This is a genomic window from Novosphingobium sp. SG919 (genome assembly GCF_012932495.1).
Taxonomy (GTDB): domain Bacteria; phylum Pseudomonadota; class Alphaproteobacteria; order Sphingomonadales; family Sphingomonadaceae; genus Novosphingobium; species Novosphingobium rhizosphaerae.
Map to the genome: position 1 here is coordinate 1,854,546 of NZ_JABCNG010000001.1, position 26,648 is coordinate 1,881,193.

Annotated in this window: 22 protein-coding genes; 13 read left to right on the top strand and 9 right to left on the bottom strand. The window is 66.4% G+C overall.

Annotated elements, in window-relative coordinates:
- Positions 1-89 precede the first annotated feature (89 nt).
- The 3 genes from FHT19_RS08305 to FHT19_RS08315 are packed head-to-tail and all read right to left on the bottom strand — an operon-like array spanning position 90 to position 4,361.
- On the bottom strand, positions 90-2,348 hold the full coding sequence (locus tag FHT19_RS08305; RefSeq protein WP_248290321.1) for a CHASE2 domain-containing protein: 2,259 nt from the start codon (positions 2,346-2,348) through the stop codon (positions 90-92).
- Complete coding sequence (locus FHT19_RS08310; RefSeq protein ID WP_248290322.1) at positions 2,345-3,694, bottom strand: FecR domain-containing protein; 1,350 nt, start codon at positions 3,692-3,694, stop codon at positions 2,345-2,347. Before FHT19_RS08310 ends, FHT19_RS08305 begins: the two co-directional genes overlap by 4 nt.
- Complete coding sequence (locus tag FHT19_RS08315; RefSeq protein WP_168555076.1) at positions 3,675-4,361, bottom strand: response regulator transcription factor; 687 nt, start codon at positions 4,359-4,361, stop codon at positions 3,675-3,677. Before FHT19_RS08315 ends, FHT19_RS08310 begins: the two co-directional genes overlap by 20 nt.
- A 239-nt stretch (positions 4,362-4,600) precedes the next feature.
- On the opposite strand from FHT19_RS08315, the gene FHT19_RS08320 reads away from it, so the two are divergent.
- A complete protein-coding gene (locus FHT19_RS08320; protein ID WP_169474559.1) occupies positions 4,601-6,097 on the top strand; it encodes a PAS domain-containing protein in 1,497 nt (498 codons plus the stop codon).
- Between the two features lie 47 nt (positions 6,098-6,144).
- Here the strand turns inward: FHT19_RS08320 and FHT19_RS08325 are convergent, their stop codons facing one another.
- The gene (locus tag FHT19_RS08325; protein ID WP_248291630.1) at positions 6,145-6,834 is read right to left on the bottom strand and encodes a TetR/AcrR family transcriptional regulator; all 690 of its coding nucleotides are present in this window, start codon (positions 6,832-6,834) and stop codon (positions 6,145-6,147) included.
- A 107-nt stretch (positions 6,835-6,941) separates the two neighbouring features.
- Here FHT19_RS08325 and FHT19_RS08330 point away from each other — a divergent pair, with 107 nt between their 5' ends.
- From FHT19_RS08330 to FHT19_RS08355, 6 genes are all read left to right on the top strand, one after another.
- On the top strand, positions 6,942-8,120 hold the full coding sequence (locus FHT19_RS08330; RefSeq protein ID WP_168555078.1) for an efflux RND transporter periplasmic adaptor subunit: 1,179 nt from the start codon (positions 6,942-6,944) through the stop codon (positions 8,118-8,120).
- A gap of 7 nt (positions 8,121-8,127) precedes the next feature.
- Positions 8,128-11,298: an efflux RND transporter permease subunit gene (locus FHT19_RS08335; RefSeq protein ID WP_169474560.1), complete on the top strand. Its 3,171-nt coding sequence runs from the start codon at positions 8,128-8,130 to the stop codon at positions 11,296-11,298.
- 5 nt (positions 11,299-11,303) lie between these two features.
- On the top strand, positions 11,304-12,737 hold the full coding sequence (locus FHT19_RS08340) for an efflux transporter outer membrane subunit (protein ID WP_169474561.1): 1,434 nt from the start codon (positions 11,304-11,306) through the stop codon (positions 12,735-12,737).
- 68 nt (positions 12,738-12,805) lie between these two features.
- A complete protein-coding gene (locus FHT19_RS08345) occupies positions 12,806-13,084 on the top strand; it encodes a hypothetical protein (RefSeq protein WP_168555081.1) in 279 nt (92 codons plus the stop codon).
- A 613-nt stretch (positions 13,085-13,697) separates the two neighbouring features.
- Entirely contained in the window at positions 13,698-14,249 is a 552-nt protein-coding gene (locus FHT19_RS08350) for a DUF2141 domain-containing protein (RefSeq protein WP_169474562.1), read from the top strand.
- 28 nt (positions 14,250-14,277) lie between these two features.
- Positions 14,278-14,994, top strand: coding sequence for a DUF3313 domain-containing protein (locus tag FHT19_RS08355; protein ID WP_211184747.1), 717 nt, complete (start codon positions 14,278-14,280; stop codon positions 14,992-14,994).
- A gap of 10 nt (positions 14,995-15,004) precedes the next feature.
- Here FHT19_RS08355 and FHT19_RS08360 read toward each other — a convergent pair whose 3' ends face one another.
- Positions 15,005-16,093 carry a Gfo/Idh/MocA family oxidoreductase gene (locus FHT19_RS08360; RefSeq protein ID WP_211184746.1) on the bottom strand — a complete coding sequence of 363 codons (1,089 nt, stop codon included), beginning with the start codon at positions 16,091-16,093 and terminating at the stop codon, positions 15,005-15,007.
- Between the two features lie 30 nt (positions 16,094-16,123).
- Between FHT19_RS08360 and FHT19_RS08365 the strand changes: the two genes are divergently transcribed.
- The 4 genes from FHT19_RS08365 to FHT19_RS08380 all read left to right on the top strand — a co-directional run bounded on the left by FHT19_RS08365 (position 16,124) and on the right by FHT19_RS08380 (position 21,765).
- Positions 16,124-17,032, top strand: a complete 909-nt coding sequence (locus tag FHT19_RS08365) for an aldo/keto reductase (protein WP_169474563.1) — start codon at positions 16,124-16,126, stop codon at positions 17,030-17,032.
- Positions 17,029-18,090, top strand: coding sequence for an LLM class flavin-dependent oxidoreductase (locus tag FHT19_RS08370; protein WP_248290324.1), 1,062 nt, complete (start codon positions 17,029-17,031; stop codon positions 18,088-18,090). Before FHT19_RS08365 ends, FHT19_RS08370 begins: the two co-directional genes overlap by 4 nt.
- An 80-nt stretch (positions 18,091-18,170) precedes the next feature.
- Positions 18,171-19,415, top strand: coding sequence for an MFS transporter (locus FHT19_RS08375; protein ID WP_169474565.1), 1,245 nt, complete (start codon positions 18,171-18,173; stop codon positions 19,413-19,415).
- Positions 19,416-19,479: 64 nt separating this feature from the next.
- A complete protein-coding gene (locus FHT19_RS08380) occupies positions 19,480-21,765 on the top strand; it encodes a TonB-dependent receptor (protein ID WP_169474566.1) in 2,286 nt (761 codons plus the stop codon).
- A gap of 78 nt (positions 21,766-21,843) precedes the next feature.
- Here FHT19_RS08380 and FHT19_RS08385 read toward each other — a convergent pair whose 3' ends face one another.
- From FHT19_RS08385 to FHT19_RS08395, 3 genes are all read right to left on the bottom strand, one after another.
- Positions 21,844-22,185 carry a DUF2322 family protein gene (locus tag FHT19_RS08385; protein WP_169474567.1) on the bottom strand — a complete coding sequence of 114 codons (342 nt, stop codon included), beginning with the start codon at positions 22,183-22,185 and terminating at the stop codon, positions 21,844-21,846.
- Positions 22,186-22,256: 71 nt separating this feature from the next.
- On the bottom strand, positions 22,257-22,961 hold the full coding sequence (locus FHT19_RS08390) for an anti-sigma factor (RefSeq protein ID WP_169474568.1): 705 nt from the start codon (positions 22,959-22,961) through the stop codon (positions 22,257-22,259).
- A complete protein-coding gene (locus FHT19_RS08395; protein ID WP_168555090.1) occupies positions 22,958-23,422 on the bottom strand; it encodes an RNA polymerase sigma factor in 465 nt (154 codons plus the stop codon). The genes FHT19_RS08390 and FHT19_RS08395 overlap by 4 nt, the downstream gene beginning before the upstream one ends.
- 106 nt (positions 23,423-23,528) lie before the next feature.
- Here FHT19_RS08395 and FHT19_RS08400 point away from each other — a divergent pair, with 106 nt between their 5' ends.
- Together FHT19_RS08400 and FHT19_RS08405 are read left to right on the top strand one after the other, a co-directional pair.
- A complete protein-coding gene (locus tag FHT19_RS08400) occupies positions 23,529-24,779 on the top strand; it encodes a S8 family serine peptidase (RefSeq protein WP_248290325.1) in 1,251 nt (416 codons plus the stop codon).
- Between the two features lie 108 nt (positions 24,780-24,887).
- Entirely contained in the window at positions 24,888-25,616 is a 729-nt protein-coding gene (locus tag FHT19_RS08405) for a hypothetical protein (protein ID WP_169474569.1), read from the top strand.
- A gap of 72 nt (positions 25,617-25,688) precedes the next feature.
- On the opposite strand, the gene FHT19_RS08410 is transcribed toward FHT19_RS08405, so the two are convergent.
- Positions 25,689-26,594, bottom strand: coding sequence for a LysR family transcriptional regulator (locus FHT19_RS08410; RefSeq protein WP_168555558.1), 906 nt, complete (start codon positions 26,592-26,594; stop codon positions 25,689-25,691).
- Between the last annotated feature and the right edge of the window lie 54 nt (positions 26,595-26,648).

Below are 26,648 nucleotides of genomic sequence, written 5' to 3' on the forward strand. Positions count from 1 at the left end.
AATTGCGTCCAGCGCTTGGGTCGCGGCGCGTGGGCCCTCGTGCGATGCGCTCCTGACCGCGCTGCGCCAGAACCTGCAACGCTTGCGCTTCAACCCTTGATCGGCAACGCCAATGTGAATGTCGTGCCCCGCCCAGGCGCGGTTTCGCAGGCAATGGTGCCGTGATGGCGGACCATCACCGTGTGCACGAAACTGAGGCCAAGGCCCGCGCCGCTGGTCTTGGGGCCGAGCCCGACCGGGCCACGCAGGAAGCGCTCGAACATCCGCGCACGCAGGTCTTCATCCATGCCGCAGCCCTGGTCTGCGATCGAACACAGGGCCCAGTGACCGCCATCGGCGCGATCCTCGCGCGTGAGGGTGCACGTGATGCGCGTGCCCTCCGGACTGTATTTGATGGCATTGCCGATGACGTTGACCAGCGCGCGGGTGAGCAGCGACCGTTCGCCCAGCACCAGCATCGGCTCTTCACCCTGCGTGACGATCTCTATCGCCTTGGCATTGGACTGCGGCCACAGATCGTCGATCGCGTCGATGAGCATGTCGCCCAGGTCAACCTCTTCCAGCGCGTATTCCAGGTATTCGGCGCGGGCCAGTTGGACGAAGCCATCCGCCAGGCGCAGGGTCCGCTCGGCATAATGGCGAATGGCACCCGCTTCCACCGGATTGATCCGGTCGGGCGCGGCCGTTTCGAGCACCGCCAGGATCGACGCCTGCGGCGAGCGCATGTCGTGCGTGAGCAATTGCACCACATCGTCGCGCTGGCGTTGGGCGGCCTTTGCCTCGCTGATATCGACAAAACGGATGATCCAGCCGGCGCGCTGGCCATCGGCCTGGGTCTGCGGAGCGATGCCCACCAGATAGAAATGCGCCTGGTCACGCTGTACTTCGTGCGTGGCTGGCGCGCTCGCTTCTGGCGGGAACGGCACCGCCACGCCGCTGCCAGCCAGGCGCACCGCCGCAAGCAGATCGCTTGCCTGGGTAACGCCCGCCTCGATCCTGCGGTCGAAGCTGGCAAACAGCCGATGTGCCGCGGCGTTGGCCAACACGATGCGGCCGGGCAGATCGGCCACCAGCGTGGCATCGGGCAACTGGTCCAGCCGGTCGGCCACGAAATGGCGCATCTCGCGGTTGCGGGCGATGGCGGCGTGAAGCAAGGCAATGGTATCGGCCATCCCGCGCCGTCCCGGCCGCGACAGCACCACGCGCGGCAACAGCGATGGCTCTTCATTCAGGCGCTGCAACTGCGCGCGCATGAACTGCTCGATCACCGCCAGTTGCCGCCAGCCCCACAGCGGATAGGCCACCGCCAACCCCGCGAGCGCCGCACCCGGCGGCAGCCACAGGCGCAGCACCAGCAAGCACAGCGCGGAAACCGCCACCACCGCTGCGCTGCTCAGCCCCACGACCACCAGCGCCGGTGCCCGCCCCAAGGGGCCCAGGCCGATCATCAAGGCCCACAGCGGGACAAGCCCCAGCGCAAGCAAGGCAATCGGCCCGGCCGGCCGGATCATCGCGCGATTGATCAGGCCCTGCAACAGGTGCGCCTCGATCTCCAAGCCCGACATCACCCGCCCGGTGGGCGTGGGATAGCGGCTGCCCAATCCGGTGGCGGTGGCGCCCACCACCACCACGCGATCGCGCAACAGTTCAGGCGGCACTTCGCCAGCCAGGACGGCGGCGGCCGAAACTTCGGACCAACGCCCACCACCTGCACCAAACGGGATCAACCGCGCGCCCACGGGGATCTGCGCCGCCGCGTCCGGCTGCGCGCGGCGCAGCGCGGCCTGGGCCGCCAGCGCCATGAGATGTTGCGGCTGCCGTGTTCGCGACGCCACGGTGGCCGTGCGCACCACGCCATCGGCATCGGGATCGACCGAGGCATAGCCAATGCCCGTCGCCGCCTGGCGCACCGCCTCGATCGGCAGCACCGGTTCGGCCATGGTGCCAGCGGCACCATGGGGCGGCGGCAACATCGGCAGGAAGATCGGCCCGGCAGCAGCGATCGCCTCGCCCAACCGGGCATCCACGGCGGGATCGCCGGGCTCGGTAAACAGCACGTCATAGGCAATCGCGCGCGGATTTCCGGCCTTGATCCGATCGATCAGCGCGGCGTGGATCGTGCGGTTCCACGGCCAGCCCCCCATGCGCGCGATGCTCTCGTCATCGATTTCCACCAGCAGCACCGATTGGCCCGATGCGGGCCCGCCCAGCTGCAACAGGTGATCATAGATCGCATTGTCGAACCGCAGCATCGTGCGGTCGAGCGTGAGCACCAGCACCAGCACACTTGCCGCCACCAGGATCAGCCACCACTGCGTCCGCAGTTTCAGCTGATGGCCCAGGCTCACCAGGAAGCCTCGATCCGCACGTCCTGGTAATCGCTCCAGTGCGACACCGTGGTGCCGCCCACCACTTCATCGATCCGCACCCGCCAGCGATAGCGCCCCGCGGGCAGCGCCAGGCCCACCAGCATATGGCTGGAAAGGCCGGGGCGATCGATTTCGGGGCGATCTTCGCGGCCGGGCCTGGCCAGTTGGAAGTGGAACGTTGCCTGGCTGTCGTAAGCCGGGTCCCAATGGAACACATATTGCCGCACCGGGCCGTTCCAGCTTTCTTCCACCGAAAGGCGCAGGCTGTTTTCCAGGCGTCGGTCGAACTGCGCGATGGCAGGCTTGCCTTCCAGGCCGTGCTCGTCGATCGCGGTGGCGCGCACGAAATAATGGCCATCCGGCTGGGCGGCGAGCTGCGCCGTGGTTTCGGCCCCCACCGTCTCGTCCAGCACTTTGACGAACTCGGCATCGGCAGCCAATTGCACGTGGTAGCCCCGCGCGCCGGGCTGGGCTTGCCAGGCAAAGCGCAGCTGCGGGCCGGCCTGCGGGCTGCCGGCATCGATCCATTGCGGCTCGGGCAGCAGTGCCACCGGCTCGTCAAGATCGCTGGCCGATCCAAAGCCCGCCGGCAGCACCTGCGCCGCGCGCCCGCTGGGATCGAAGCCCACTTTCCCTTCCAACACCTCGCTGGTGGCGCGGCGGCTTTGCGCGTCATAGCTCATGCGGAAGTGCGTGCCGCGCACTGACGTGACCGCGCCGGGTGTGGCGAACTGGAACGTGCTGGCCGGATCGGTCATCGGGGTGACGGCAGCGCTGGCGTGGCCACGCTCGATCGCGAAGAGGCGCTCGACATGCGCGTCGAGCACCACTTTGCGCAAGCGGCGCACGCGCACGGCCGATTGCGATGGCAGGGCAATGCTGGTGGCATCGGGCAAAGTCACCGTCACGAAAGACTTCTGCCCGGTTTCCAACAACATGCCTTCGGCCACCGGCATGCCGTTGGCCGCCGGGCGGCCATCGATGCGCACCGCGCCACGCCAGCTCAGCACCGTACCGCGCACCGCCTCATGCTTGAGCAGCACGCGCGGGATCAGCAAGGTCTTGCCGATCGGCAGCCGCAACGGATCGGCGACGTGATTGATCTGCTGCACCTGCCGATAGGTTTCGGGGCGAATCAGATAGTCGCTGGCCAAGCGGAACAGGTTGTCGCCGGGACGGACCAGATAGCGAACCATGTCATCGGGCGCCGGGGTAAACGCACTAGCCCCTTGGGGCGGGGTCGCGGCCAAGGCCGGCGCCGTGCCGACGGCAGTGAGCAACAGGCCCAGCGCCAGGGCCGCGGCTTCAGGACGCAAGCGCTTCAAGGCGATATCCGTAGGCATAGATCGGCACCAGTTTGAACCCGTTGCCCGGCCGCAGGTTTAGCTTGGTGCGGATGTTGGAAATATGGGCATCGAGCGTGCGCGTGGGAAGGTCGGGATTGCGGCCCCACAGGGCCTCGAAGATATAGGCCCGCGACAAGGCGCGGTGCATGTTGCGGAACAGCAGGAGCGCGAGTGCGAATTCCTTGGCGGTGAGCGCGATGCCCTGCCCGGCCAGTTCCACGGTGTCAGCACGTGTATCGAACTTGTAGGGACCGAATTGCTCGACCATCGGTGCCGTTGCCGGATAGGCACGGCGCACCAGCGCGTTGACCCGCGCTTTGAGCACGGCGGGGGTGACCGGCTTGATCACGTAATCGTCTGCCCCGGCCGACAGGCCCGCAACGATGTCTTCCTCGGCCGAGCGACTGGTCAGCATCAGCGCCGGTGGCGGCACTTCCAGGTTCCCGCGCGTCCATTCGATAATGGCCAGCCCGGTCATGCCCGGCACATTCCAGTCGAGAATCAGCAGATCATACGTGGCGCGATGCAGGGCACGCGTCAGCACCTGCCCGTCGCCGAACACCTCGCACGTGTGCCCCGCCTCGGCCAGGGTCATTTCCACCAACCCCGCCAAGGCCACGTCATCTTCCAAAATCGCTATGCGCACGTCGGCCCTTCTGCGCCCGCAATTCCGGGCGATCTCCCGCCTCCATAGCAATGCACGCGCGCATTGCGAGATAGCGCATAAACCCTTTGCAATGTTTTACAGCAGGGCAAAAAGAAACAAATCTACGCAACAGATACCAATTTGGTGCATTCCCGAACCCCGTAAAGTCTGGCATCAAGGTGTGCACAGTGGGCGAAGAGCCCAGGCGGAACGCTGTGCCGAACGCACGAGGGAACGGCATGGACCGCACGGATGAAGCCAAACGCCTGACGAACCTGGACTATGGCGATATCGCCATTGTCGATGGCTGTCTGGGCGGGCTGATTGGCGTGGCCCCCAATGCCTACGTACTGATCCGACCCGACCTGACGATTGCCGGCTGCAACGATGCCTATGTCGCCGCGGTCGGTCGCTCGCGCAACACCTTCGTGGGCATGGGCATGTTCGAAGCCTTTCCGAGCCCACCCGACAGCGAAAGCTACCGCCTGCTGCGCAATTCGCTCGAGCGGGTGATCCATACCCACAAGACCGACCATATCGCGTTCATACCCTACGCGGTGGGAGATCCCGGGACAGTGCCGACTATGCGCTATTGGAGCGCGACGCACGTTCCGATCATGGCCGGGCCGGGGCAGTTGCGCTATATCCTCCAGCATACCGCCGATATCACGGCCTTGCTGACCCAACCCGACGATGCCGGGCGCAGCGCGATCCTGGAAGCCGGCATCCTGATGCGAGCCAACCAGGTTCAAGCCGAAAGCGAGCGCCTGCGCGACCTGTTCGACCAGTCCCCCGGGTTCGTGGGCATTCTGCGCGGGCCCGATCACGTGTTCGAGATTGCCAACACCGCCTATCGCCGCCTGGTGGGTGACCGGCCCCTGCGTGGCCTTACCGTGCGCGAAGCCCTGCCCGAAGTGGTGGAACAAGGTTTCATCGACCTGTTGGACAAAGTCTATCACACCGGGCAGCCCTATATCGGCCGGGGCGTGTCGATCATGCTGCAGCAGGCGCCGGGCTTGCCCCAGGAAGAGCGCTTCGTCGATTTCGCCTATCAGCCGCTGCGCGATTCCAGCGGCGCGATCCATGGCATTTTCGTGCAAGGCGTGGACGTTACCGAACAGCACCGCACCGAACTGCGCATGGCCACGATCATGCGCGAGAGCGTGCACCGCATCAAAAACACGCTTGCGATGGCCCAGGCGGTGGTTTCAGCCACCTTGCGCACGGCGCAAGACGTGCCCGCGGCCCGCCGTGATATCCTCGCCCGCCTCAGCGTGCTGGCTGTGACTCAGCCAGCGCTGATCGAAGGCCGTGTGGCCCCGTCCGACATTGCGCTGATCGTGGCAGCGGTGATGAAATTGCATGTCGATCTGTTCGGGCGGATCACCATGCAGGGCCCGAACGCGGACATCGAACCCGCTGCGGCGCAGGGCCTGGCACTGATTCTCCACGAACTGGCGACCAATGCCATCAAGTATGGCGCGCTGTCGAACGACACGGGCACGGTGTCGATCAACTGGGCCGTGATCGAGCCGGAAAACCGCGTGGAACTGCTGTGGCAGGAACGTGGCGGCCCGGCCGTGCGCCAGCGCGAGACCAAGGGCTTTGGCACAACTCTCATCGAGCGCGCATTGCCGCGTTCGACCGGCAATCATGTGGACCTGACATTCGCCCCGCTGGGGGTCGAGTGCCGTATCAGCGTGGCCTTGCGCCGGCCCGAAGCCGCGCGGAATTGAGCCAGGGCCGGTTGGCCTGGCAACGCGCCTTCAGGACGGCAGCAGCATCAGTCAAACGGCCCAAGACTGCCGCACAGCTCGCAAGGCCCCGCCGCTTCCTGCGCATTCTTGCCCGGCATCTGGCTGCGAAAGGCCAGGATTTGCGTGCGGATCGACGCAAAGGCAACATCGGCCAGCCGCCGTGCCTCGGTTTCGCCGCGGATAAGGTCGTGCTGCAAGAGGCCGAGGGATAGCATCAGCATCATGTCGGCCATGGTGCCCCGCGCCTCGGCCATGGCCGGCCCTGGCAACAGCACTTCCAGCGCCTGAAGCAGCGCGCCATGCACCTGCTGGTGGCACCCGTCGAAAATGCCGGCCACTTTCGGGTTGCGCGCGGCTTCGGCCACGATGTCGGCAATCAACACGTTGGTGCAATCGGGATCGGGATCGAGAAATTCGCGCAGCCACTGCCACACGGCCGCCTCGTCGCCATCGGCCACGCTGCGCACGATGTCGCTCCCGATCAGGAATTCGCTGCTGTCCTGGGCAACGATGGCGGCGATGATCGCCTCTTTCGAGGCGAAGTCGCGATAGAGCTGGCCCACGGCGACGCCCGATTCCTTGGCGATCTGGGCCACCCCCGTTGCGTGAAAACCGTTTTCGATAAACAGCTTGCGAGCCGCACTTATGATCTTGTCGCGCCTTTCAGCCGCCTTGCCGCCCGTCCTCAGGCATGTTGGCATGTAGTCAGTCACCATGTCTAATCTCTCTACCCGTATTTTACTTCTTGACCACTGCCCCCCCGGCGCAGTAGCGGAATTGTGAGTGATCGTTCACTCTCATACACTGATCGGCAGGATTTTGCATGACATTTTTGCGGCACGTGACACCGGCCCTGGCCTTGGCCCTTGCGGCATGTGGATCGCACACCCCTGGCGCGGGTGAACCTGGCGGTGCTGGTGGCAACGCGCCCCCGCCAGTTTCGGTGGTGGCCGTTCGGGAGGAGCCGCTGTCGATCAGCGCCGAATTCCCCGGCCGCACGGTTGCCTATGAAACTTCGGACGTGCGCCCCCAGGTCAACGGCCTTATCCAGGCGCGCTTGTTCACCGAAGGCGAATTCGTGCGCGCCGGCCAGCCGCTCTATCGCATCGATCCCGCGCCCTATCAGGCCCAGGTTTCGAGCGCGCGTGCCGCCTTGACCAAGGCCCAGGCAACCATTGCCTCGACCGAGGCGCTTGCCCGCCGTTATGGCGAACTGGTCAAGATCAACGCGATCGCGCGCCAGGACTATGAAAACGCGGTTGCCAGCGCCGGCCAGGCCCGCGCCGATGTTGCCGCGCAGCAGGCTGCGCTGCGCACTGCGCAGATCGATCTGGGCCGCACCACGATCCGGGCACCGATCAGCGGGCGCATCGGGCGTTCGCTCACCACCACGGGCGGGCTGGTTTCGGCTTCGCAGACCACGGCGCTGACCACCATCCAGCGTATCGATCCGGTCTATGTCGACATTCCCCAATCGAGCGCCGACCTGCTCAAGCTGCGGCGCCAGATCATGGACGGCAAGCTGACCAAGGACGGCAAGGCCAAGGTGCAACTCATCCTCGAGGACGGCAGCACCTATCCGCTGGAAGGCGACCTGCTGTTCACCGACGTCACGGTCGACCAGGCCACCGGTTCGCAAGTCCTGCGTGCGGTGTTCCCCAATCCGCGCAGCCTGCTGCTGCCGGGCATGTTCGTAAGGGCAAAGCTGGTCCAGGGCACGGTGCAAAACGCCATCGCCCTACCCCAGCAGGCTTTGACCCGCGATGAACACGGCAATGCCGTGGCCATGGTCGTGGGCGCACAGAACAAGGTGGAACAGCGCCAGATCCAGACCGGTGGCACGCAAGGCGACAAATGGATCGTCACGGGCGGCCTGCGCAGCGGCGACAAGGTCATCGTCGAAGGCGGGATGATGCTGCAACCGGGCATGGCGGTAACCCCGCAGCCGTGGAACCCCAACGCGCCAGCGGCACAGCCCGCGGCTGCGGCCAAGGGAAAGTAAACCCGTCATGTCTCGCTTTTTCATCGACAGGCCCATCTTCGCATGGGTCATCGCGATCGTGCTCATGTTGGCGGGCGTCCTCGCCATCCGCTCGCTGCCCATTTCGCAGTTCCCCGCGATCGCCCCGCCGGCGGTTTCGATCACCGCCACCTATCCGGGCGCTGACGCAGAAACGCTGGAAAAGACCACCACCCAGATCATCGAACAGCAGATGAAGGGGCTGGACCACCTGCGTTACTTCTCGTCCTCGTCGTCCTCTGCGGGCACGGTGACGATCACGCTGACGTTCGAACAGGGGACCAACCCCGACATCGCCCAGGTGCAGGTCCAGAACAAGCTGCAGGCAGCGACTCCGCTGCTTCCCCAGGAAGTGCAACAGCAAGGCCTGCAGGTGGCCAAGGCCACACAGAACTTCCTGCTGTTCGTCGGCATCTACTCGGAAAACGGCGCGCATTCCGGCGCCGACCTGGCCGATTACCTCGTCTCCAAGCTGCAGGATCCGCTCGCGCGCGTTTCGGGCGTGGGCGACACACAGATATTCGGGTCGCAATATGCCATGCGCGTCTGGCTCGATCCGCTCAAGCTGAACCAGTACGGCCTGTCGGTCGCCGATGTCACCGCCGCGCTCCAGGCGCAGAATGCCCAGGTCTCGGCCGGGCAGATCGGCGCTCTGCCGGCACCAGGCACGCAGATGCTCAATGCGACCGTGGCGGTGCAATCGCGCCTCTCCACGCCCGACGAATTCGCCAAGATCCGTCTCAAGACTGGCAGCGACGGCGCCGTGGTGCGACTGGGAGACGTTGCCCGCGTGGCGATCGGCGCGGAAAACTATGGCTTTGATTCCAAGTGGAACGACAAGCCCGCCGCCGGCCTTGGGATCAAGCTGGCGCCCGGCGCCAATGCGCTGAACACGGTCGACGCCATCAAAGCCCGCGTGGCCGAGCTTTCGGGTCAGTTTCCGCCCGATATCAAGGTCATCTATCCCTATGACTCCACGCCGTTCGTGCGGTTGTCGGTCGAGCAGGTGGTCCACACCTTGATCGAAGCCGTGGTGCTGGTCTTCCTCGTCATGTTCCTGTTCCTGCAGAACTGGCGCGCCACGCTGATCCCCACCATCGCCGTGCCCATCGTGCTGCTTGGCACCTTTGCGGTGATGGCGGTCGCCGGCTATTCGATCAACACGCTCACGCTGTTCGGGATGGTCCTGGCGATCGGCCTCTTGGTGGACGACGCGATCGTGGTGGTCGAAAACGTCGAGCGCCTGATCGTTACCGAGCACCTCAGTCCCATAGACGCCGCGCGCAAGTCGATCGACGAAATCTCCGGCGCGCTGATCGGTATCGCCATGGTCCTGGCGGCGGTGTTCCTGCCGATGGCCTTCTTCGGTGGATCGACCGGGGTGATCTATCGCCAGTTCTCGATCACCATCGTTTCCGCCATGGTGCTCTCTGTGCTGGTCGCCCTGGTGCTGACCCCCGCGCTTTGCGCCACGATCCTCAAGCCGCACACGCCCAAGGACCAGGAAAGCAATGGCCCGCTGGCCCGCTTCTTCCGCTGGTTCAATGATAAGTTCGATGCCGGCCAGCAGCGTTATGAAAAGGGCGTGCGTTCCACCGCGCGCAACTGGAAGCGCTCGATGGTGATCTACGCCCTGATCGTGGGTGGGCTGGCGCTGCTGTTCGTTCGGCTGCCAGGCGGCTTCCTCCCCGATGAGGACCAGGGCGCGGTGATCGCGCTGGTGCAAGGGCCGGCTGGTTCCACCGCCGCACGCACCGAAAAGGGCCTGTCCGCGATCCGCGAACACTTCATCAACAAGGAAAGCGGCAATGTTGTCGGCGTCTTCACCGTCAACGGCTTCAGCTTTGCCGGCTCGGGCCAGAACAGCGGCCTGGCGTTCATCCCGCTCAAACCGTGGAGCGAACGCTCAGGCAGCGCCAACAACGCCCAGTCGATCGCCGGGCGCGCGATGGCCAGTTTTGCCGCCTACCGCGACGGGTTGATCTTTGCGATCACGCCGCCGGCCGTGCAGGAACTGGGCAATGCCACCGGCTTCGACCTGCAACTGGTGGACCAGGCAGGTCTGGGCCATGCCGGCTTGCTCAAGATCCGCAACATGATGCTGGGCATGGCCATGCAGGACAAGAGTCTGGTGGGCGTGCGGCCGAACTCGCTCGACGATGCGCCACAGCTCAAGGTGACGGTCGACCAGGACAAGGCCGGCGCGCTCGGCGTTGACCTTGCCACCATCAACAGCACCATCGCCACGGCCTGGGGCGGCAGCTACGTCAACGATTTCGTCGACCGCGGCCGTGTGAAGCGGGTCTATGTCCAGGCCGATGCTCCCTATCGCATGGCGCCAGAGGACATGGACAAGCTGTTCGTGCGATCGAGCAACGGCAGCATGACCCCGTTCAGCGCCTTTGCCACGCTCTCGTGGGAAACGGGACCGGTGCAGTTGACCCGTTATAACGGCTTGCCTTCCATGGAAATCCTGGGCGCCCCGGCACCGGGCGTGTCCACTGGCGATGCCATGAAGGCAATGGAAGCGATCCACGCCAAGCTGCCGCCAGGCACCGCGCTGGAATGGACGGGCCTTTCGTATGAAGAGCGCCTTTCGGGCGGTCAGGCTCCGGCGCTCTATGGCCTGTCGCTGCTGATCGTCTTCCTGTGCCTTGCCGCGCTGTATGAAAGCTGGTCGGTGCCGCTGTCGGTGATCATGGTCGTGCCCTTGGGCGTGATCGGTGCACTGCTGGCTGCCACGCTGACGGGCCTCAACAACGACATCTACCTTCAGGTGGGCCTGATCACGACGATCGGCGTCTCGGCCAAGAACGCGATCCTTATCGTGGAATTTGCCGAAGAGCGCATGCGCGATGGGCTCGGCCCGTTCGAGGCGGCGGTCAGCGCGGCACGGCTGCGGCTGCGGCCGATCCTGATGACCAGCCTTGCCTTCGTGTTCGGCGTGCTGCCGCTTGCGGTGGCCACCGGCGCCGGTGCGGGCGGGCAGAACGCCATCGGCCGTGCGGTGGTGGGCGGCATGCTTTCGGCAACGGTGCTGGCGATCTTCCTCGTGCCGATGTTCTTCGTGGTGGTCTACAATCTCTTCGTCGCGCGCAAGCAGGCGAACCGCCCCCTTATCCAAGACGACGAGGGCGCGTCCGCGCCCCAGGGAGTCTGACAGTCGTGATCAAATCCCCCATCGCCCTTGCCGCCGTGCTGCCAGCGCTGCTGCTGTCAGGGTGCAACATGGCGCCGCGCTATGCCCGGCCGGCGCCCGCGGTGCCGCCTGCCCTGCCCCAAGGGCAGGGCGTCTATCCCGCCGCCGATACCGCGCAGGCACAGGACCTGGCGCGCATCGGCTGGCGCGAATTCTTTCGCGACGACCGCCTGCGCCAGGTGATCGAACTGGGCCTGGTGCATAACCAGGACCTGGCCCTGGCGGCGGCCAACGTGCTCCAGGCACGGGCGCAGTACCGGGTGCAGCGCGCCGACCTGTTCCCGGCGATCACCGCCAGCGGATCGGGCACGTATACCAACACCGCCTCGTTCGCGGCGAGCGCGGGCGGATCATCGACCTCGGGCGTGGCCGATATCCAGTACTTCACCGGAAACGTCGGCCTCTCTTCGTACGAGATCGACCTGTTCGGCCGGCTGCGCAACCTGAGCAAGGCAGCGCAGGAGCAGTACCTGGCAAGCGAGGAGGGCCGCCGCGCCACCCGCGTCACCCTCATCGGTGAAATCGCCTCGGCCTGGCTCACCCTGGCGGCCGACCGCGACCAGCTGGCCACGTCGCAAAAGACGCTCAAGGCCTACGAACAAAGCCTTGAGCTGACCAAGGCGCAGTTCCGCATCGGCGTAACCTCTGCCCTGGAAATGCAGCAGGCCGACACCAGCTATCAATCGGCGCGCAACGACATTGCCGTGTTGCAGACCCAGGTGGCGCAAGACCTCAATGCGTTGCAGCTCCTGACCGGCGCGCCGGTGCCCGAAACGCTGCAACCCCAGAGCCTGGATGCCGCGCCGGCAACGATCGACGCGCTGCCCGGCAACCTGCCGTCCGATGTGCTGCTGCGCCGGCCAGACGTGTTGCAGGCCGAACACCAGCTGATCGCGCAGAACGCCAACATCGGGGCGGCCCGCGCGGCCTTTTTCCCGACCATCTCGTTGACTGCCACAATCGGCACGATCAGCTCCACGCTGAGCAACCTGTTCTCGGCCGGGACCGGCACCTACACCGTGTCGCCGTCGGCCAGCGTGCCCTTGTTCAACTTCGGGCAGAACAAGGCGAACCTGGATTATGCCAAGGCTTCGCGCGATGCGGCCGTGGCCACATACCAGAAGACGATCCAGACCGCGTTTCGCGAAGTGGCCGATGCCCTGGCACAGCGTGGCACGATCGATGAACAGGTGGCCGCCCAGACGGCGCGGGTCCAGGCCGCCAGCCAGGCCGCGATGCTGTCTGACGCGCGCTATCGGGCCGGCGTGGAATCCTTCCTCACCGCACTCGATTCGCAGCGCACCGCCTACTCCGCACAGCAGCAGTTGGTGACCACCCGGCTCAATCGCGCCAACAACTTGGTCACGCTGTATCGCACCCTGGGCGGTGGGCTCGATTGATTCGCTTGCCAAACCGCCAGACTAAAATAGGATGTGCCACATAACATATATGTGGAAGAGGTCTGGCGATGAGCGAAGGGATTCGTGAAGGCGTAACCGATGCAGGCGATGAAAGCCTCATCATCCTGGAATCGCTGCTGTGCCTGATGCGGGAAAAGAACCTGCTGACGCGCAGCGACATCGAACTGCTTTGTGAAAAGGTGGAACGCCGTGCCACGGGCACGAGCCGCAACCCCCTTCCCTGCAACAACGGCAGCGCCACCGAGGCGGTGGGCTATCTTCGGCGCCTCTCGGCCTATCTGGGCCAGCGCTATGGCGGCAAGCACATGCGGCGCGCCGCCAACTGATTGCGCATCGGCGGGGGTCGCCAGTCGCCTCCCGCCCTGCCCTGTCCGTGTTGCGTGCACTGCCCAGGCGCTCTTCGCCAGCCTGATTTCCTGGATGGGCAGTTTTGCGCCTGGCGCCTGCCCGCCCGGCCCGCGTTGACACGATAGCCATCATCGCAAGGCAGCAAAGCCAAGGCAGCGCGGCACCTTTTCACGGCCCGCGCGCATCTCGATCATTTCTCGATCAAACCTGCAATGACCATGGATCGCCCTGCGCCATATCCCGGATGTCGCCCCGGCCATTGCGGCCGGCGTTGCATCGAAAGGTTTCGCGCAGATGGATCACACCACCCCGATCGCCGTTTTCCAGATCCTTCCGGGTCGCACGCCAGGATTGCCCGCAAGGTGCACCCTGGCCCGGTAAGGCCTGCCGGCCGGCGGCGTGGCGCGCGATCCCGGTCGCCCCTGCGCGGCTCCCTCTCGGGCCAAGCGAGGATGCGCCACACCGCCGGCCGGCGCACTGTCGGGCCGGCGCCCCTCGGCCAGGCGCCTCATACCCACCGCCTGGCCCATCATCACAACGCCGCGCCGGCCCGACTTCTTGGCCAGGCCCCAGCCATCCAGGATTTCCACCATGTCTTCAGGCGCCACGCGGGCACTTGCGGCCCTGGCTGCTACCGGGCTTGCCCTTGGCCTGGCATCCATCACCTGGGCCGCATCAGCGCCCGCCCAGATCGATGCGCAGCACCCCGAAAGCTGTGCCATGCAAAACGGGCCGGGCTTTCTCGTCAAGGTGGATAGTCTCAAGGATCGCTCTGGCCGGCTCGTTGCCCAGCTATACCCCGCCGCGCCCGATGATTTCCTAAAGGGCGAGGATGACTTGCGGCGCGAAGGCAAGGTCTTTCGCCGCACCATCACGCTGCCCAATCCGCGCGGGCCCAGCGTGGTTTGCATCGATGCGCCCGGCCCCGGTCGCTTTGCCCTGGTGGTAATTCACGACCGCGACGGCAAGTTCAAGTTCGACATCTGGAGCGATGGCCTGGCGCTGATCGGCAACAGCAGGCTGGGTCGCCGCCGCCCTGCCGTTGCGGAAGCCACGGTCACGGCCACCGCCACGCGCCAGACGCTGGAAATGCACATGCAATACATGCGCGGATTATCAGGGTTCGGGCCGACGACCGGCTGACCCCGGCGCACAATCAAGGAAACCCACCATGAACGAACGCCCCATTTCCCCGTGGCTGGCGGCGATGGCCGCCGTGCTTGCGGCACTCTCGCTGGCCGGTTGCAGCGGCCCACGCCCGATTGCCTATTCACACCTGGGATCCACGCCCTATTTGCGCCCCACGCCTGACGACGCCAACGGACGCACACCCTATGTTTTTGCCGTTCCGGTCAACTGGCGCCAGTATCACCGCGTGATCATCGACCCTGTCGAGATCTACGACGGACCTGATGCGCAGTTCGGCAAGATTCCTTCGCAGGGACAAGCCTATCTCGCGCGGGTGATGCAGCAACGCTTCACCACCCGGCTGGCTCGCGATTTCACGATCGTGACGCAACCTGCCCCCGATACCCTGCGCATCCACCTGACGCTGACCGGCGCCAGTGCCACGCCGCCGGTGATCGGCACGCTCTCGCACTTCGATCTTGCCGGAGGGTCTTACAACGCGGTGCAAGGGCTGCGCGGCAAGCCAGGCATGGTTTCTGGCGCGGTGGTCTATGCCGTGGAAATTCGCGATGCCCGGTCGGGCCAGCTGCTGCGCGCCGAAGTGACCCGGCAATACCCCGCGGCCATGAACATCGGTGCCAGTTTCGGCCCGATGAAAGCGGCCGAGAAGGGCATCGAAAAGGGCGCGGAAGCGCTCGCCCGGCGCATCACCGGAAACGACGAGGCGATCGCCCCCACCTTCCGCGCTCCGCAGCCCTGAACCGCAGCCGTCAGCCCAGCACTTCGGCCATGTCGACCGCACGGTGTTCGCGGGCGCTGATTTCAGCAGCGGTGCCGATGGCAACGGCCATCAACCCATCGTGCGCGGTGACAAGAACCTTGCCCTCGCCGCGCACGGCGCGGGCAAAGGCCTGATGCTGGTAGAACGTCGACCCGTGGTGGGATCCAGCAGCCAACGCCGTTTCGTCCACGGCCACGTGACGGCGTTCCACCGCCTTGGGCCCCGGCCACGGCACGCGCGGCGACCACACCAGGTCCCCCGGCGGGATCAGTACGTCGAGACGACCCTTGTCGCCCGTGGCGCTCATTTCCTCCTGGTGCTCGGCCCCTTCGGCAAACATGCACAGGTCCAGGATGGCGCGCGTGCCATTGGCGAAGTCGACCGTGGTGAAGCTGTTGTCGATGATGTCGGGGCGGGCGCCGTCATAGCGCTCGTCCACGTGGTTCACGTCCATCGCGCCCGAGCAATAGACACGCACCGGTTCGCTCTGCGTGATGAGGCGCATCAGGTCGAAGAAGTGGCAGCATTTTTCCACCATCGTGCCGCCGGTCTTAGCCGAAAAGCGGTTCCAGTCGCGCACTTTGACGAGGAACGGAAAGCGATGCTCGCGGATCGAGAGCATGCGCAGCGCGCCCACCTGCCCGCCGTGGATCGCGTCGATGAAGGCGGCAGCGGGCGGCATGAAGCGGTATTCCATGCCGGTCCAGAACGGCGCGCTGCGGGCAGCGGCCTGCTCCACCACCCAGCGCGCATCGGCCATGGTGGTGCACAGCGGCTTTTCGCACAGAATCGCCGCGTTGCTGGCCAAAAGCGGCTCCAGCACGGCGCGGTGGGTGAAATTGGGCGAGGCAACGACGACCGCATCGAGCCCGCCTGCCGCAATCAGGCTGGCCGCATCGGCGTGAACGGCCACGCCATCGGCCTTCTCGCCGAGCGCCTGGCGTGCCCAGTCGATCGAGGTTGCTTCCGGGTCGGCGATGGCCACGATTTCGGCGTCGGGCAACAGCTTGATATTGTGGATATGCTCCACCCCCATCATGCCGGTGCCGACCAGGCCGTAACGCAGTTTCTCTACCATCCGAAAGCTCCTTGTGCCATGGCGCCATCCATGACGAACCTCAGCCTAAAGACCGAACCCGTCGCGCTCGGCAAGAGCGGACTTGCTGTTTTTCCGATCGCCTGGGGCATGTGGCGGCTGGCCAGCCCCGATGGCCAGGATGATCTGGGCCTGATTGCCGAGCGCATGGAAGCCGCGCTGGAAGCCGGCGTCACGCTGTTCGACACGGCCGACATCTATGGCTGCGATGCGCCCGCCGGGTTTGGCGGGGCAGAGGCCCTGTTCGGCAAGGCGCTGGCCGCCAACTCGCAGTGGCGCGCGCGCATGGTGATCGCCACCAAGGGCGGCATCTGGCTGGGCAAGCCCTATGATTCGACACGCGACTACCTGCGCAGCGCGATCGACGCCTCGCTGGCGCGGCTTGGCCTGCCCTATGTCGATCTCTACCAGATCCATCGCCGTGATTTCCTCACGCATCCGCGCGAAGTGGCCGAAGCGCTGGTGGAAATGGTCGAAGCGGGCAAAGTGCGCCACGTGGGCGTTTCCAACTACAGCCCGGCCGAAGTCGATGCACTCCAGGCGTTCCTGCCCTTCCCGCTGGTTTCCACCCAGCCGGAATATTCGGCGGCGCGCTTTGCCCCGCTTTATGACGGCACGCTGGACCAGGCGATGGCACGCGAAATGGCCGTGCTGGCCTGGTCGCCGCTGGGCGGTGGGCGCCTGACCGATGCGGCGCACCCGGTGGGCAAGCTGCTGGCAGAACAAGGCGCTGCCCATGGCACCGATGCCAGCGCGGCTGCCTTGAGCTGGATCATGGCGCATCCGGCCCGAATCGTGCCCATCGTCGGATCGCAGCAACCGCGCCGCATTGCGGCCCTGCGCGATGCGTTCAAGGTGAACTGGACGCGCGGGGAATGGTACGCGGTGCTGGCAGCCTCACGTGGGGAACCGATGCCGTGACACAAAATCCGTGCGAAATCAGCTGGTTTTCAGCGCTTTGCGATGACGATTACGAATACCTGGGCCAGAGCGACCCCATGCTGCAATCCAGCTGGGAGCATTGCCGCAACATCGTGATGGGTGCAGAGGAAGGCGGGTTCGACAACGTCCTGCTGCCCTCCGGCTATGCCCTGGGCATCGACACCACTGCCTTTGCCGCCGCGATCGCCACGCATGTGCGCCGCATCAAGCTGCTGATGGCGGTGCGCGTGGGCGAATTGTGGCCGGCGCAACTGGCACGGCAGATCGCCACGATCGACCAGATCCTGGGCGGCCGTTTGACGGTGAACATCATTTCCAGCGACCTGCCGGGCGAAACGCTGGACGGCGCCGCCCGCTATGAACGCACCGACGAAGCCATAGCCATCCTGCGCACGCTGCTGGCCGGGCAGCCGCTCGATCACCAGGGGCGGTTCTGGAACCTGAAGCTCGACGCGCCGCGCATGCTGCAACAGGCGCCGCGCGTGCCGGCGCTCTATTTCGGTGGCCTGTCCGAACCGGCGCGCGAAACCGCCGCCAAGGGCTGCGACGTCTATCTGATGTGGCCCGACCGGATGGACGCGGTGAAAGACATCGTGGCCGACATGAAGGCCCGCGCCGCGCGGCATGGCCGCACGATCCGCTGCGGCTATCGCGTGCACGTGGTGGTGCGCGAGACCGAAGCCGAAGCGCGCGCCGCCGCCGACCGCCTGCTGAGCAAGCTCGATGCCGCACAGGGCGCCGCGATCCGCGCCAAGTCGCTGGATTCGCAATCGGTGGGCGTGCAGGCCCAGGCCGCCCTGCGCGAGGCATCGGCCAGCGACGGCTATGTCGAAGACAACCTGTGGACCGGCATCGGCCGGGCACGGTCGGGCTGCGGCGCGGCGATCGTGGGCGATCCCGATCAGGTCCTGGCCAAGCTCAATGCCTATCGCGCGGCGGGAATCGAGGCTTTCGTGCTCTCGGGCTATCCCCATGCGCGCGAGGCGGACCTGTTCGCCCGCCATGTGCTTCCGCATATCGACCATGCGCCGTTTTAATCTCTACTTCAAAAGTTGAACTTTCTGGCACTCCCTTTCCACAGCCCCTAACAGGCTTGGCAAAGGAGTGCCGCCCGCCAATGACTGCCCTGCTCAGCCCTCGCCGCCGCCAGCTGCTGTTCCTCCTGGCGCTGACGGCCGGCATTCTCAATCTGGTCGATCGCCAGATCATCGCGGTGTTGAAGCCCACGATCGCGGCCGACCTGCATTGGACCGACGACGATTACGGCACGCTGGCCGCGCTGTTTCAGGCCGGCGCCGCGTTTGGTTTTCTGGCGGCCGGCTGGCTGGTCGATCGGCTGGGCGTGCGGCGGGCCAATGCCTTTGGCGTGGCGGCGTGGTCGCTTGCGGCGATGGCCCACGGCTGGGCGCGCAGCTTTGCCGGGTTCATGGCCTGCCGCATCGGCCTGGGCATGACCGAGGCGATGGGCACGCCGGCCGGGATCAAGACCATGGCCGCGATCTTTCCGCCCGAGCAGCGCTCCACCGGCATCGGCCTGTCCAACGCGGTAAACTCCATCGGCGCGATCCTGGCGCCGCTGGCAATCCCGCTGGTCGCCGCGCTGTGGGGCTGGCGCGCAGCCTTCGTGGTGGCGGGCGCCCTGGGCCTGGTCTGGGCGCTGGCCTGGTGGCTGGCAACGCGTGGGGTCGATTTCGACGATGCGCCGCGCATCGTGGCTGGCGATGCTGATCCCGTGCCTGTGTGGCGCGAGGCGCGCACCTGGACGATTGCTGGGGCCAAGGTGTTGTCCGACGCCACATGGTTCCTGATGCTGTTCTGGATGCCCGACTATTTCCACCGCGCGTTCGGGCTGGCCGGCACCGAACTGGGTCCGCCGCTGGCGCTCGCCTATGCCGGGGCGGCATTGGGTTCGGTATTGGCGGGCACGGTTTCCAGCCGCTGGATCGGCGCGGGCAAGCCGATCGACAAAGTGCGCAAGCAGATGATGCTGGTTTCCGCGCTGGTGGTTGTGCCCGTGCCGCTCGCCTTGCTGATGCCGGGCGCCTGGGGCGCGGCAGCCGTCCTGGCCCTGGCGCTGGCCGGGCACCAGGGCTTTTCCACCAGCCTGTTTGGCCTGATCGCCGATGTGACACCGCGGGCACGCGTCGGCCGCGTAACCGGCTTTTCCGCATTTTGCGGCAATCTGGGCGGCACCGCGATCACCAAGATCGCCGGCCTCACCCTGGCTGCGGGGCTGGGATATGGCCCGCTTTTCGCCTTTGCCGCCGTCTCTTACCTGCTCGCGCTGGGCTGGATCAGCCTGACCATGCCGCGCATCGTGCCGGTGGAGAACGGCGAAGCGGGCATTGCGTTGGGGCACTAAAGAAAAAGTTTCTTCTCTACCTATTCAGTTGAATATAGCGCGGCGGCGTTCAAGGGAGAAATCAATGCCCCAGTTTTCCGTGTCGCACCGCCGCGCCCTTTTGCTGGCCGGCGCACTGGTCGTGCCTTCCGCCACCGCCTTTGCCCAGGATGCCGCCCCGGCGCCAGCACCGGCAGAAGCCAACGCCCCTGCGCCTGGCGAGATCGTGGTCACCGCACGTTTCCGCAATGAAAGCCTGCAACAGGTTCCGATCGCGATCAGCGCGGTCAGCGGGCAATCGCTGAACGATCGCGGCATCCACAACCTGCAGGATCTTTCGGCCAGCGTGCCGACCGTGGATTTCCGTAGCGGCGCCTCGAACAAGGACCGCACCGTGTTCATTCGCGGCGTGGGCACAATCACCACCTCGCCGGGCGTCGAATCCTCGGTTTCCACCGTGCTTGATGGCGTGGTGCTCAACCGCCCAGGCCAGGCCACGCTGGACGTGGGCGAAGTGGAGCGGATCGAAGTGCTGCGCGGGCCCCAGGGCACGCTGTTCGGCAAGAACGCCTCGGCCGGCGTGATCAACATCGTCACCGCCGCGCCCAGCCAGCAGTTCCACGCCTATGTCGAAGGCGGTGCCACCACCGACGCGGAATACCGCGTCAAGGCGGGCGTGACCGGCGGGCTGACCGACACGGTCTCGGCGCGCATCGACGGGCTCTATGCCAACTACAAGGGCAACGTGTGGAACGCCGTCACCAAGGACAAGGTCAACGGCTATGAGCGCTATGGCCTGCGCGGCAAGATCGAGGCGCGCCCAAGCGACGCCTTGACGCTGACGCTCGCCGGGGACTGGCTGCACAGCTACGACACCACGTCAAACGGCGTCTATGCCAGCACCAGCCAGATCGCCTATCCCACCAATGCGGTCACGCCTTCGCCCACGCTGGTCGGCATCCTCAATGGCTATGGCATCACCGCCGGCCCGGCCAACCGCACCGCCGCAACCAGCTTCAACACCGACGTGCGCGACGAGAATTTCGGCGCTTCGCTTACCGCGGATCTTTCGCTGGGCGATTACAAGCTGACCTCGATCACGGCCTGGCGTGGATGGAAGAACCACCAGCACCAGGACCTCGATGCCACGCAGGCCAGCCCCGCCGTGCAGGCCCAGAGCGAGGACCATGGCGACGTCAACACCAACCAGTACTCGCAGGAACTGCGCCTCACGTCGCCCAAGGGCAAGCTGATCGACTATGTCGTTGGCGCTTATGTTCTGCGCGCGGAAACCGACGAGCGCTATCAGCGTGACCTGACGCGCACCTCGGGCGTGGCAACGGGCGTGGCCAACTATGGCATCCGCGCCAACAACTACGCGCTGTTCGGCGAAGCCAACCTCAACTTCACCAGCAGCTTCCGCGCGATTGCCGGCTATCGCTCCACGTGGGACAAGCTCTCGTACTACCACGTTCGCACATCGACCAACGATCCGAACAACACCGGCAACAGCGCGCTGGCCGTGTCGGGCATCCGCGCCTATCACAACAGCAACGGCTCCACCTCCACGCGCGGCGATTCCTGGCGCCTGGGCCTGCAGTGGGACGTGAGCCCCCATGCGCAAGTCTATGGCACCTGGTCGCGCGGGTACAAGGGCCCGGCCTACAACGCCTTCTTCAACATGCAGGCGACCGACGAAATCGCGCTCGCGCCCGAAACCTCAGACTCGTTCGAAGTGGGCATCAAGGGCAGCACGACCGACCGTTCGGTCCGCTATGCGATCGCCGCCTATACCACCACGTTCAAGAACTATCAGGCGAACGTGGCCGACCTGGTCAACGGTACGTCGGTGACGCGCCTGATCAATGCCGGCAAAGTGCGCTCGCAAGGCATCGAGGCCGACGTGACGCTGGTCCCGACCAAGGGCTTCACCGTCGATCTTTCGGCCGCCTATGACGATGCCAAGGTGGTGAACTTCAACTGCCCGGCCGGCCTGCCCGCCAGCTGCGATATCAATGGCAAGCCGCTGCCCTTCGCGCCCAAGGTCAAGCTGTTCGCCAATGCGGCCTATCGCTTTGCCCTGACGCAGGCGGTGGACCTGGAACTGCAGAGCGACATCGCTTTCAAGAGCGAAACGCAGTACCAGCTCACGCAGACGCCCGGCACGATCCAGCCGGCCTATGCGATCTGGAACGGCAGCGTGGCCCTGCTGGGCAGCGACGATGGCTGGCAGGTGCGCGCCTATGTCAAGAACATCACCAACACCCACTATGCCAGCTATCTGGTCAATGGCGGGGTGGCCGGCATCGTCCGCTATGTGCCGCGCGACGACGTGCGCTATGGCGGGGTGACGCTGCGCAAGACGTTCTGATCGCAGCCATCCTGGCAAAATGCCCGCCTCGCGCCATGTGCGCGGGGCGGGTTTTTGCATGGAAATCCCGTGCCGCAGTCAGGCGACGGGAATGGCGACGATGCCAAGCGGCGCGCCACCGGCGGCAATCGCCAGCAGACGATCGACATTGGGATGCGCGCCGGGATGTTGCCGGGCATCGCTGGTGTTTTCGGCAAACAGCGCCAGGCCATGGGCCGCGGCCGCCTGATCCAAGCCGCCGAACAATTGCCCAAGATAGTGATAGATGGCGAGCGAGCCTTGCTTGCCGGGCAGGTTGGGGATGCTGTCCACCACCGCGCCGGCGGCGTCGATCAGGTCGACCCGCTCCACTCCGGTGATCGGCGGCAGCAGGGCGAGGTTATCCTTGAACGTGGTGGCCGGTTCGATCTGGCGGGGCATGGCGCTTGGTCCTTGTTGCATCGCGGCCCCCATAACGCGCTTTGCCGGGGCGGCAACCCGCCGGGACCGCGTCAGCGCTGCTGCCACCCTTTGGCCCGTGCCACCTGCTCGGCTTGCGCATCGAGCGCCGGGCCCTGTGCCATGTCCTGGGCCAGGGTCATCAGCGCCGCGTCGGCACTGCCCGCCTGGCGATAGGCGGCATCGCCCGCGTCCGCACCGCTTGGAGCACCGCCTACCTCCCGCGTCACTTTCCATCCGCGCGTATCGTGGCAGGCAATCCCGCTGCCCTGCCCACCGGCATAGCCACGACACAAGGCGCCGCTGGCATCGGCAAAGCTGATCACCACCCGAACCGGCGCGCCGGCCGGGGCCTGGCCTGACAGCTGGGTGTCCAGGGCGCTGGCCAGCGCGCCATCGGCATAGCCGGGTAACGCACCATCCCCACCGCCGCGCGGCAAGACCACCGCCAGGGTTAGCGAGGCAGCAAGCGCCAGGCCGGCACCCCAGCCCAGCCACCGCTTGCGCCGGGCGCGCGCGGCGGCAAGGTCTGCCACGGGTGCCGGGCTTTGCGCCAAGGCGGTGAGCAAGGCATCGGGCAGCGGCGCTGCCATCACCGGGGCATAATGTGCGGCCAGCCGGTCCTTGAGCGCGCGGTGCCGCTCCACCTGGCGGGCCAGATCGGGATCGGCCAAGATGGCGCGTTCCACGTCTGCCCGTTCGGCGCCCTGCAACTGATCGTCGGCATAGGCCGCCAGCGTTTCGGGTGAGACGCTCATTGCCCGTCGTCCAGCATCGCCAGCAAGGCGTCGCGCCCGCGCACCAATCGCGAATTGAGCGTGCCGACCGGGCAGCCGACGATCTCGGCCGCTTCCTTGTACGACCAGCCTTCGACCATCACCAGCAACACCGCCTCGCGCTGTTCATCGGGCAGGCGAGCCATGGCGCGGTCAATGTCGGAAAGCACGGCGCGCGCTTCCTGGCCGCCGTCCGCGCCCACGGCCAGGCCGGCATCCTCGTCTACGAAGGTCTGCCCTCGGCGCGTTTCGGCGCGGGCCTCGTCAATCCACAGATTGCGCATGATCCGATACATCCAACTGTCCATGCGGCTGCCCGGCTGCCATTGCTGGCGGCTGCGCAGCGCGCGTTCCACGGTCATCTGGCAAAGATCATCGGCCCGCGCCGCATCGCGCGCCAGGCCTGTGGCAAACCGGCGCAGCCGGGGCAACAGGGCCAGCATGTCGGTTTCAAAGCGGTCGGCCAGCGTTCTTGCCTTTTTCCATGGATAGAACGAACGATGTCGCTCGTTTCATCCATAGGCACTTCCGCCCAGTTGGGAAACTCTCTTGCGCCCGATCGTCCCTGCCCTGTTCTGCGCCCTCGCCCTGTCGGCGCCGCTGGCAACCTCTGCGCCGGCCCAAGTGGCACTGCCCGGCATCGGCAACACGCTCGATCCGCTGGCCGATAGCGCGCGCCGGGGGCTGGAGCGCGTGCCCGGCGCGCTGGACGGTACGCTCGACGATGTCGGCGCTTCCGTTGCCCAGACTGTTACCACGCTGGCCCAGGCCAGGGTCGATCGGGTTGCCCGCCTGCTGCGGCAAAACCCCACGACCGTGGAACGCGATCTGGACGGCAACCCGGCGCGCAAGGGCGAGTTGCTGGTCATGGCGCCCGATCCCGCGATGCTGGAAACGGCGCGTGGCCTGGGCTTTGCGGTGCTGGGGCAGGAACGGCTGGGCGCGCTGGACCTGGATGTGACGCGGCTGGCCGTGCCCACCGGAATGCCGTTGGCGCGCGCACAGGCGATGTTGAGCAAGGCACTGCCCGGCGCCAGCATCGCCAGCGATGTGCTGCATTTTCCTGCCGCATCGGCTGCGCCAACACGCGCCGGCGGTGGGGCGCCGGCGTTGCCGCCCTTGCAGACCACGGTGGGCATGATCGACGGCGCCCCCGCCCAACCGGTGGATGCACTGGAGGGCTTTGCCCCCGGCGCACCGGCGCCCTCCGATCACGGCAGCGCGGTCGCCGGGCTGCTGGCTCGCGCGGGGGTGCGCCATGTGGCGGCTGCCGACGTCTATGGCCGTGGCCCGGCAGGCGGCAATGCGCTGGCCATTGCCCGGGCCATCGATTGGCTGATCGGTCGGCAGGTGCGCGTAGTGACGATCAGCCTGGTGGGACCGGCCAATCCCGTGCTCGGCCGGGCCGTTGCCGCCGCGCTGCGCCAGGGGGCGGTGATCGTGGCGGCAGTGGGCAACGACGGCCCCGCCGCGCCACCCGCCTATCCGGCAAGCTATCCCGGCGTTTTGGCCGTGACCGCCGTTGACGCGCGCAATCGCCCGCTGATCGAGGCAGGCCGCGCGCTGCACCTGGACTACGCCGCACCCGGCGCAGGCATGCGCGCGCCCGACGCGCGTGGCCGATGGGTGCCGGTGCGCGGAACGTCGTTTGCAGCGCCACTGGTGGCCGCACGCGTGGCTGCGGCGCGCGATGCCCGTGCGGCTTTGCCCCAGGCGCTGGATCGCGAAGCGATCGACCTGGGCCCACGTGGCCCGGACGCCCAATACGGCCGGGGCCTGTTGTGCACGATTTGTCGGTAATGCGAAAAAATTTGCAGGCGATGGATTAAATCCAATCGGGGGTCCGTTTTCAGGACAAAGGGATCGTACGGAGCACCGGCGATCTCGCAGTCAGGAAAGGATCTCACCATGCGCAAGATTTTTGCCACTTCGCTTATCGCTTGCACGCTCGTGGCCATGCCGGCCCATGCCCAGTTGCTGGGTGGCGGGGGCGGCCTTGGCGGTGGCCTGGGCGGAACCGTCGGCGGCGTGATGGGCGGCACCATTGGCGGCGGCATGCTGGGCAATACGCTGGACGGCGCGTCCACGCTCGACAGCGTCCGCTCCACCACCACCGGCAGCGGCAATGCCACGGGCAGCACCAGTGGCCATGCCAAGGTGAACCGCCATAATGGCCAGGTTCATGCCGATCGCACCGCCAGCGGCAGCGCCAACGGTTCGGAAAGCCAAAACCTGACCGCCCCCGCCGGCTCGGTTGCCGGGTCACTGACCGGCAGTGCCAGTGGCACGCTGGGCGGCAGCGCCGACGCGCAGGCGATCGGCACCGACCAGGTGAGCAGCGCGGCCCGCACCGCAACCACGCGCGCCCAAAGTGCCGCGAGCACGACCGCCAGCCGCGCCACCGACACCGCCACTGCTGCGCGTGACACGGCGACCCAGCGTGTGGCGCAGGCCCGCACCACCGCCGGCAATGCCGCTGCCACCGGTGCCAGCAAGGCAAAGGGCGCGGCCAGCACCGCTTCGAGCACGGCGCGCAACGCCGCGAACCAGGCGACCTCGGCCGCTTCGCAAGTGGGCGGCTCGGCCAGTGGTAGCGCCAGCGGGTCGCTCACCGGCTCTGCTTCGGCCAACCGCTAAGCGAACCGGCCTTAACCACCTGGCTAACGATCCCGGCGTGCGCCTGCACGCCGGGATTTCGCGCGTCTGCTTTCATCGCGGAGAGCGCAGGCTTTCCACCAGGTAATCGACAAACACCCGCACCCGCGCCGGCGTGGCCCCGCCGCCCACGAAAATCGCGTGGATCTGCTCCTCGTCGCCGGGATTGAAGTCTTCCAGGATCGGCACCAGCCGCCCTTCGGCCAGGGCCTGCGCCACGCTGAACGTGCCGACGCGGGCAATGCCGATGCCGGCCTGCGCCAGATCGCCCAGCGTCTCGCCATTGTTGGCCACGATCGTGCCGTGCACTTCCAGCGCGAAATCGTGCGCCATGCCATCCGCCATGATCCGGCGGAATGGCCAGGTCGGTTCTGCCCGGCGGAAGTTGAAATTGAGGCAGTTGTGGGCCAGCAGGTCTTCGGGCACCTGCGGCGTGCCTTGCCGGGCGAGGTAATCGGGGGAAGCGACGATCACGCGGCCATTTGCCCCCAGCTTGCGCGCGGTCAGCGTGCTGTCGGCCAGCGGGCCAAAGCGAATGGCCACGTCGGCCTCTCCGGCGGCGACGTCAACCAGCGTGTCGGTCAGCGCAATGTCCACCAGCACATCGGGATAGCGGCGCACGAAGCCGCCCAGCACCGGCACGACGCACAGGCGCCCGTGCGACAGCGCCGCACTCACCCGCAAGCGACCGCGCGGCGTGCCGCGATCGGCGATCTGCTGCTCGGCCTCGTCCAGATCCGCGAGAATGCGACGCGCCGCGCGCAGATAGGCCAGGCCTTCGGCGGTCATCGTCAGGGCGCGGGTGGAGCGCAGCACCAGCCGCACGCCCAGCCGCGCCTCGATCCGGTCGACCGCCCGGCTGACCGCCGATGGGCTGAGCCCAAGCGCCCTGCCCGCACCCGAAAAGCTGCCATGATCGTGCACGGCGGCAAACAGCGCCATCTCGCGCGCCCGGTCCATTCCAGCACCGGCCTCGATCTTTGCGTTCAATGCATAAATCCTTCGCGTGGGCAC

Excerpts from the sequence above, each read along its gene's own strand:
- FHT19_RS08320 (WP_169474559.1), top strand. The coding sequence starts at position 4,601 with ATGGACCGCACGGATGAAGCCAAACGCCTGACGAACCTGGACTATGGC.
- FHT19_RS08325 (WP_248291630.1), bottom strand. The coding sequence starts at position 6,834 with ATGGTGACTGACTACATGCCAACATGCCTGAGGACGGGCGGCAAGGCG.
- FHT19_RS08330 (WP_168555078.1), top strand. The coding sequence starts at position 6,942 with ATGACATTTTTGCGGCACGTGACACCGGCCCTGGCCTTGGCCCTTGCG.
- FHT19_RS08335 (WP_169474560.1), top strand. The coding sequence starts at position 8,128 with ATGTCTCGCTTTTTCATCGACAGGCCCATCTTCGCATGGGTCATCGCG.
- FHT19_RS08345 (WP_168555081.1), top strand. The coding sequence starts at position 12,806 with ATGAGCGAAGGGATTCGTGAAGGCGTAACCGATGCAGGCGATGAAAGC.
- FHT19_RS08350 (WP_169474562.1), top strand. The coding sequence starts at position 13,698 with ATGTCTTCAGGCGCCACGCGGGCACTTGCGGCCCTGGCTGCTACCGGG.
- FHT19_RS08355 (WP_211184747.1), top strand. The coding sequence starts at position 14,278 with ATGAACGAACGCCCCATTTCCCCGTGGCTGGCGGCGATGGCCGCCGTG.
- FHT19_RS08360 (WP_211184746.1), bottom strand. The coding sequence starts at position 16,093 with ATGGTAGAGAAACTGCGTTACGGCCTGGTCGGCACCGGCATGATGGGG.
- FHT19_RS08365 (WP_169474563.1), top strand. The coding sequence starts at position 16,124 with ATGACGAACCTCAGCCTAAAGACCGAACCCGTCGCGCTCGGCAAGAGC.
- FHT19_RS08375 (WP_169474565.1), top strand. The coding sequence starts at position 18,171 with ATGACTGCCCTGCTCAGCCCTCGCCGCCGCCAGCTGCTGTTCCTCCTG.
- FHT19_RS08380 (WP_169474566.1), top strand. The coding sequence starts at position 19,480 with ATGCCCCAGTTTTCCGTGTCGCACCGCCGCGCCCTTTTGCTGGCCGGC.
- FHT19_RS08385 (WP_169474567.1), bottom strand. The coding sequence starts at position 22,185 with ATGCCCCGCCAGATCGAACCGGCCACCACGTTCAAGGATAACCTCGCC.
- FHT19_RS08390 (WP_169474568.1), bottom strand. The coding sequence starts at position 22,961 with ATGAGCGTCTCACCCGAAACGCTGGCGGCCTATGCCGACGATCAGTTG.
- FHT19_RS08395 (WP_168555090.1), bottom strand. The coding sequence starts at position 23,422 with ATGCTGGCCCTGTTGCCCCGGCTGCGCCGGTTTGCCACAGGCCTGGCG.
- FHT19_RS08405 (WP_169474569.1), top strand. The coding sequence starts at position 24,888 with ATGCGCAAGATTTTTGCCACTTCGCTTATCGCTTGCACGCTCGTGGCC.
- FHT19_RS08410 (WP_168555558.1), bottom strand. The coding sequence starts at position 26,594 with ATGGACCGGGCGCGCGAGATGGCGCTGTTTGCCGCCGTGCACGATCAT.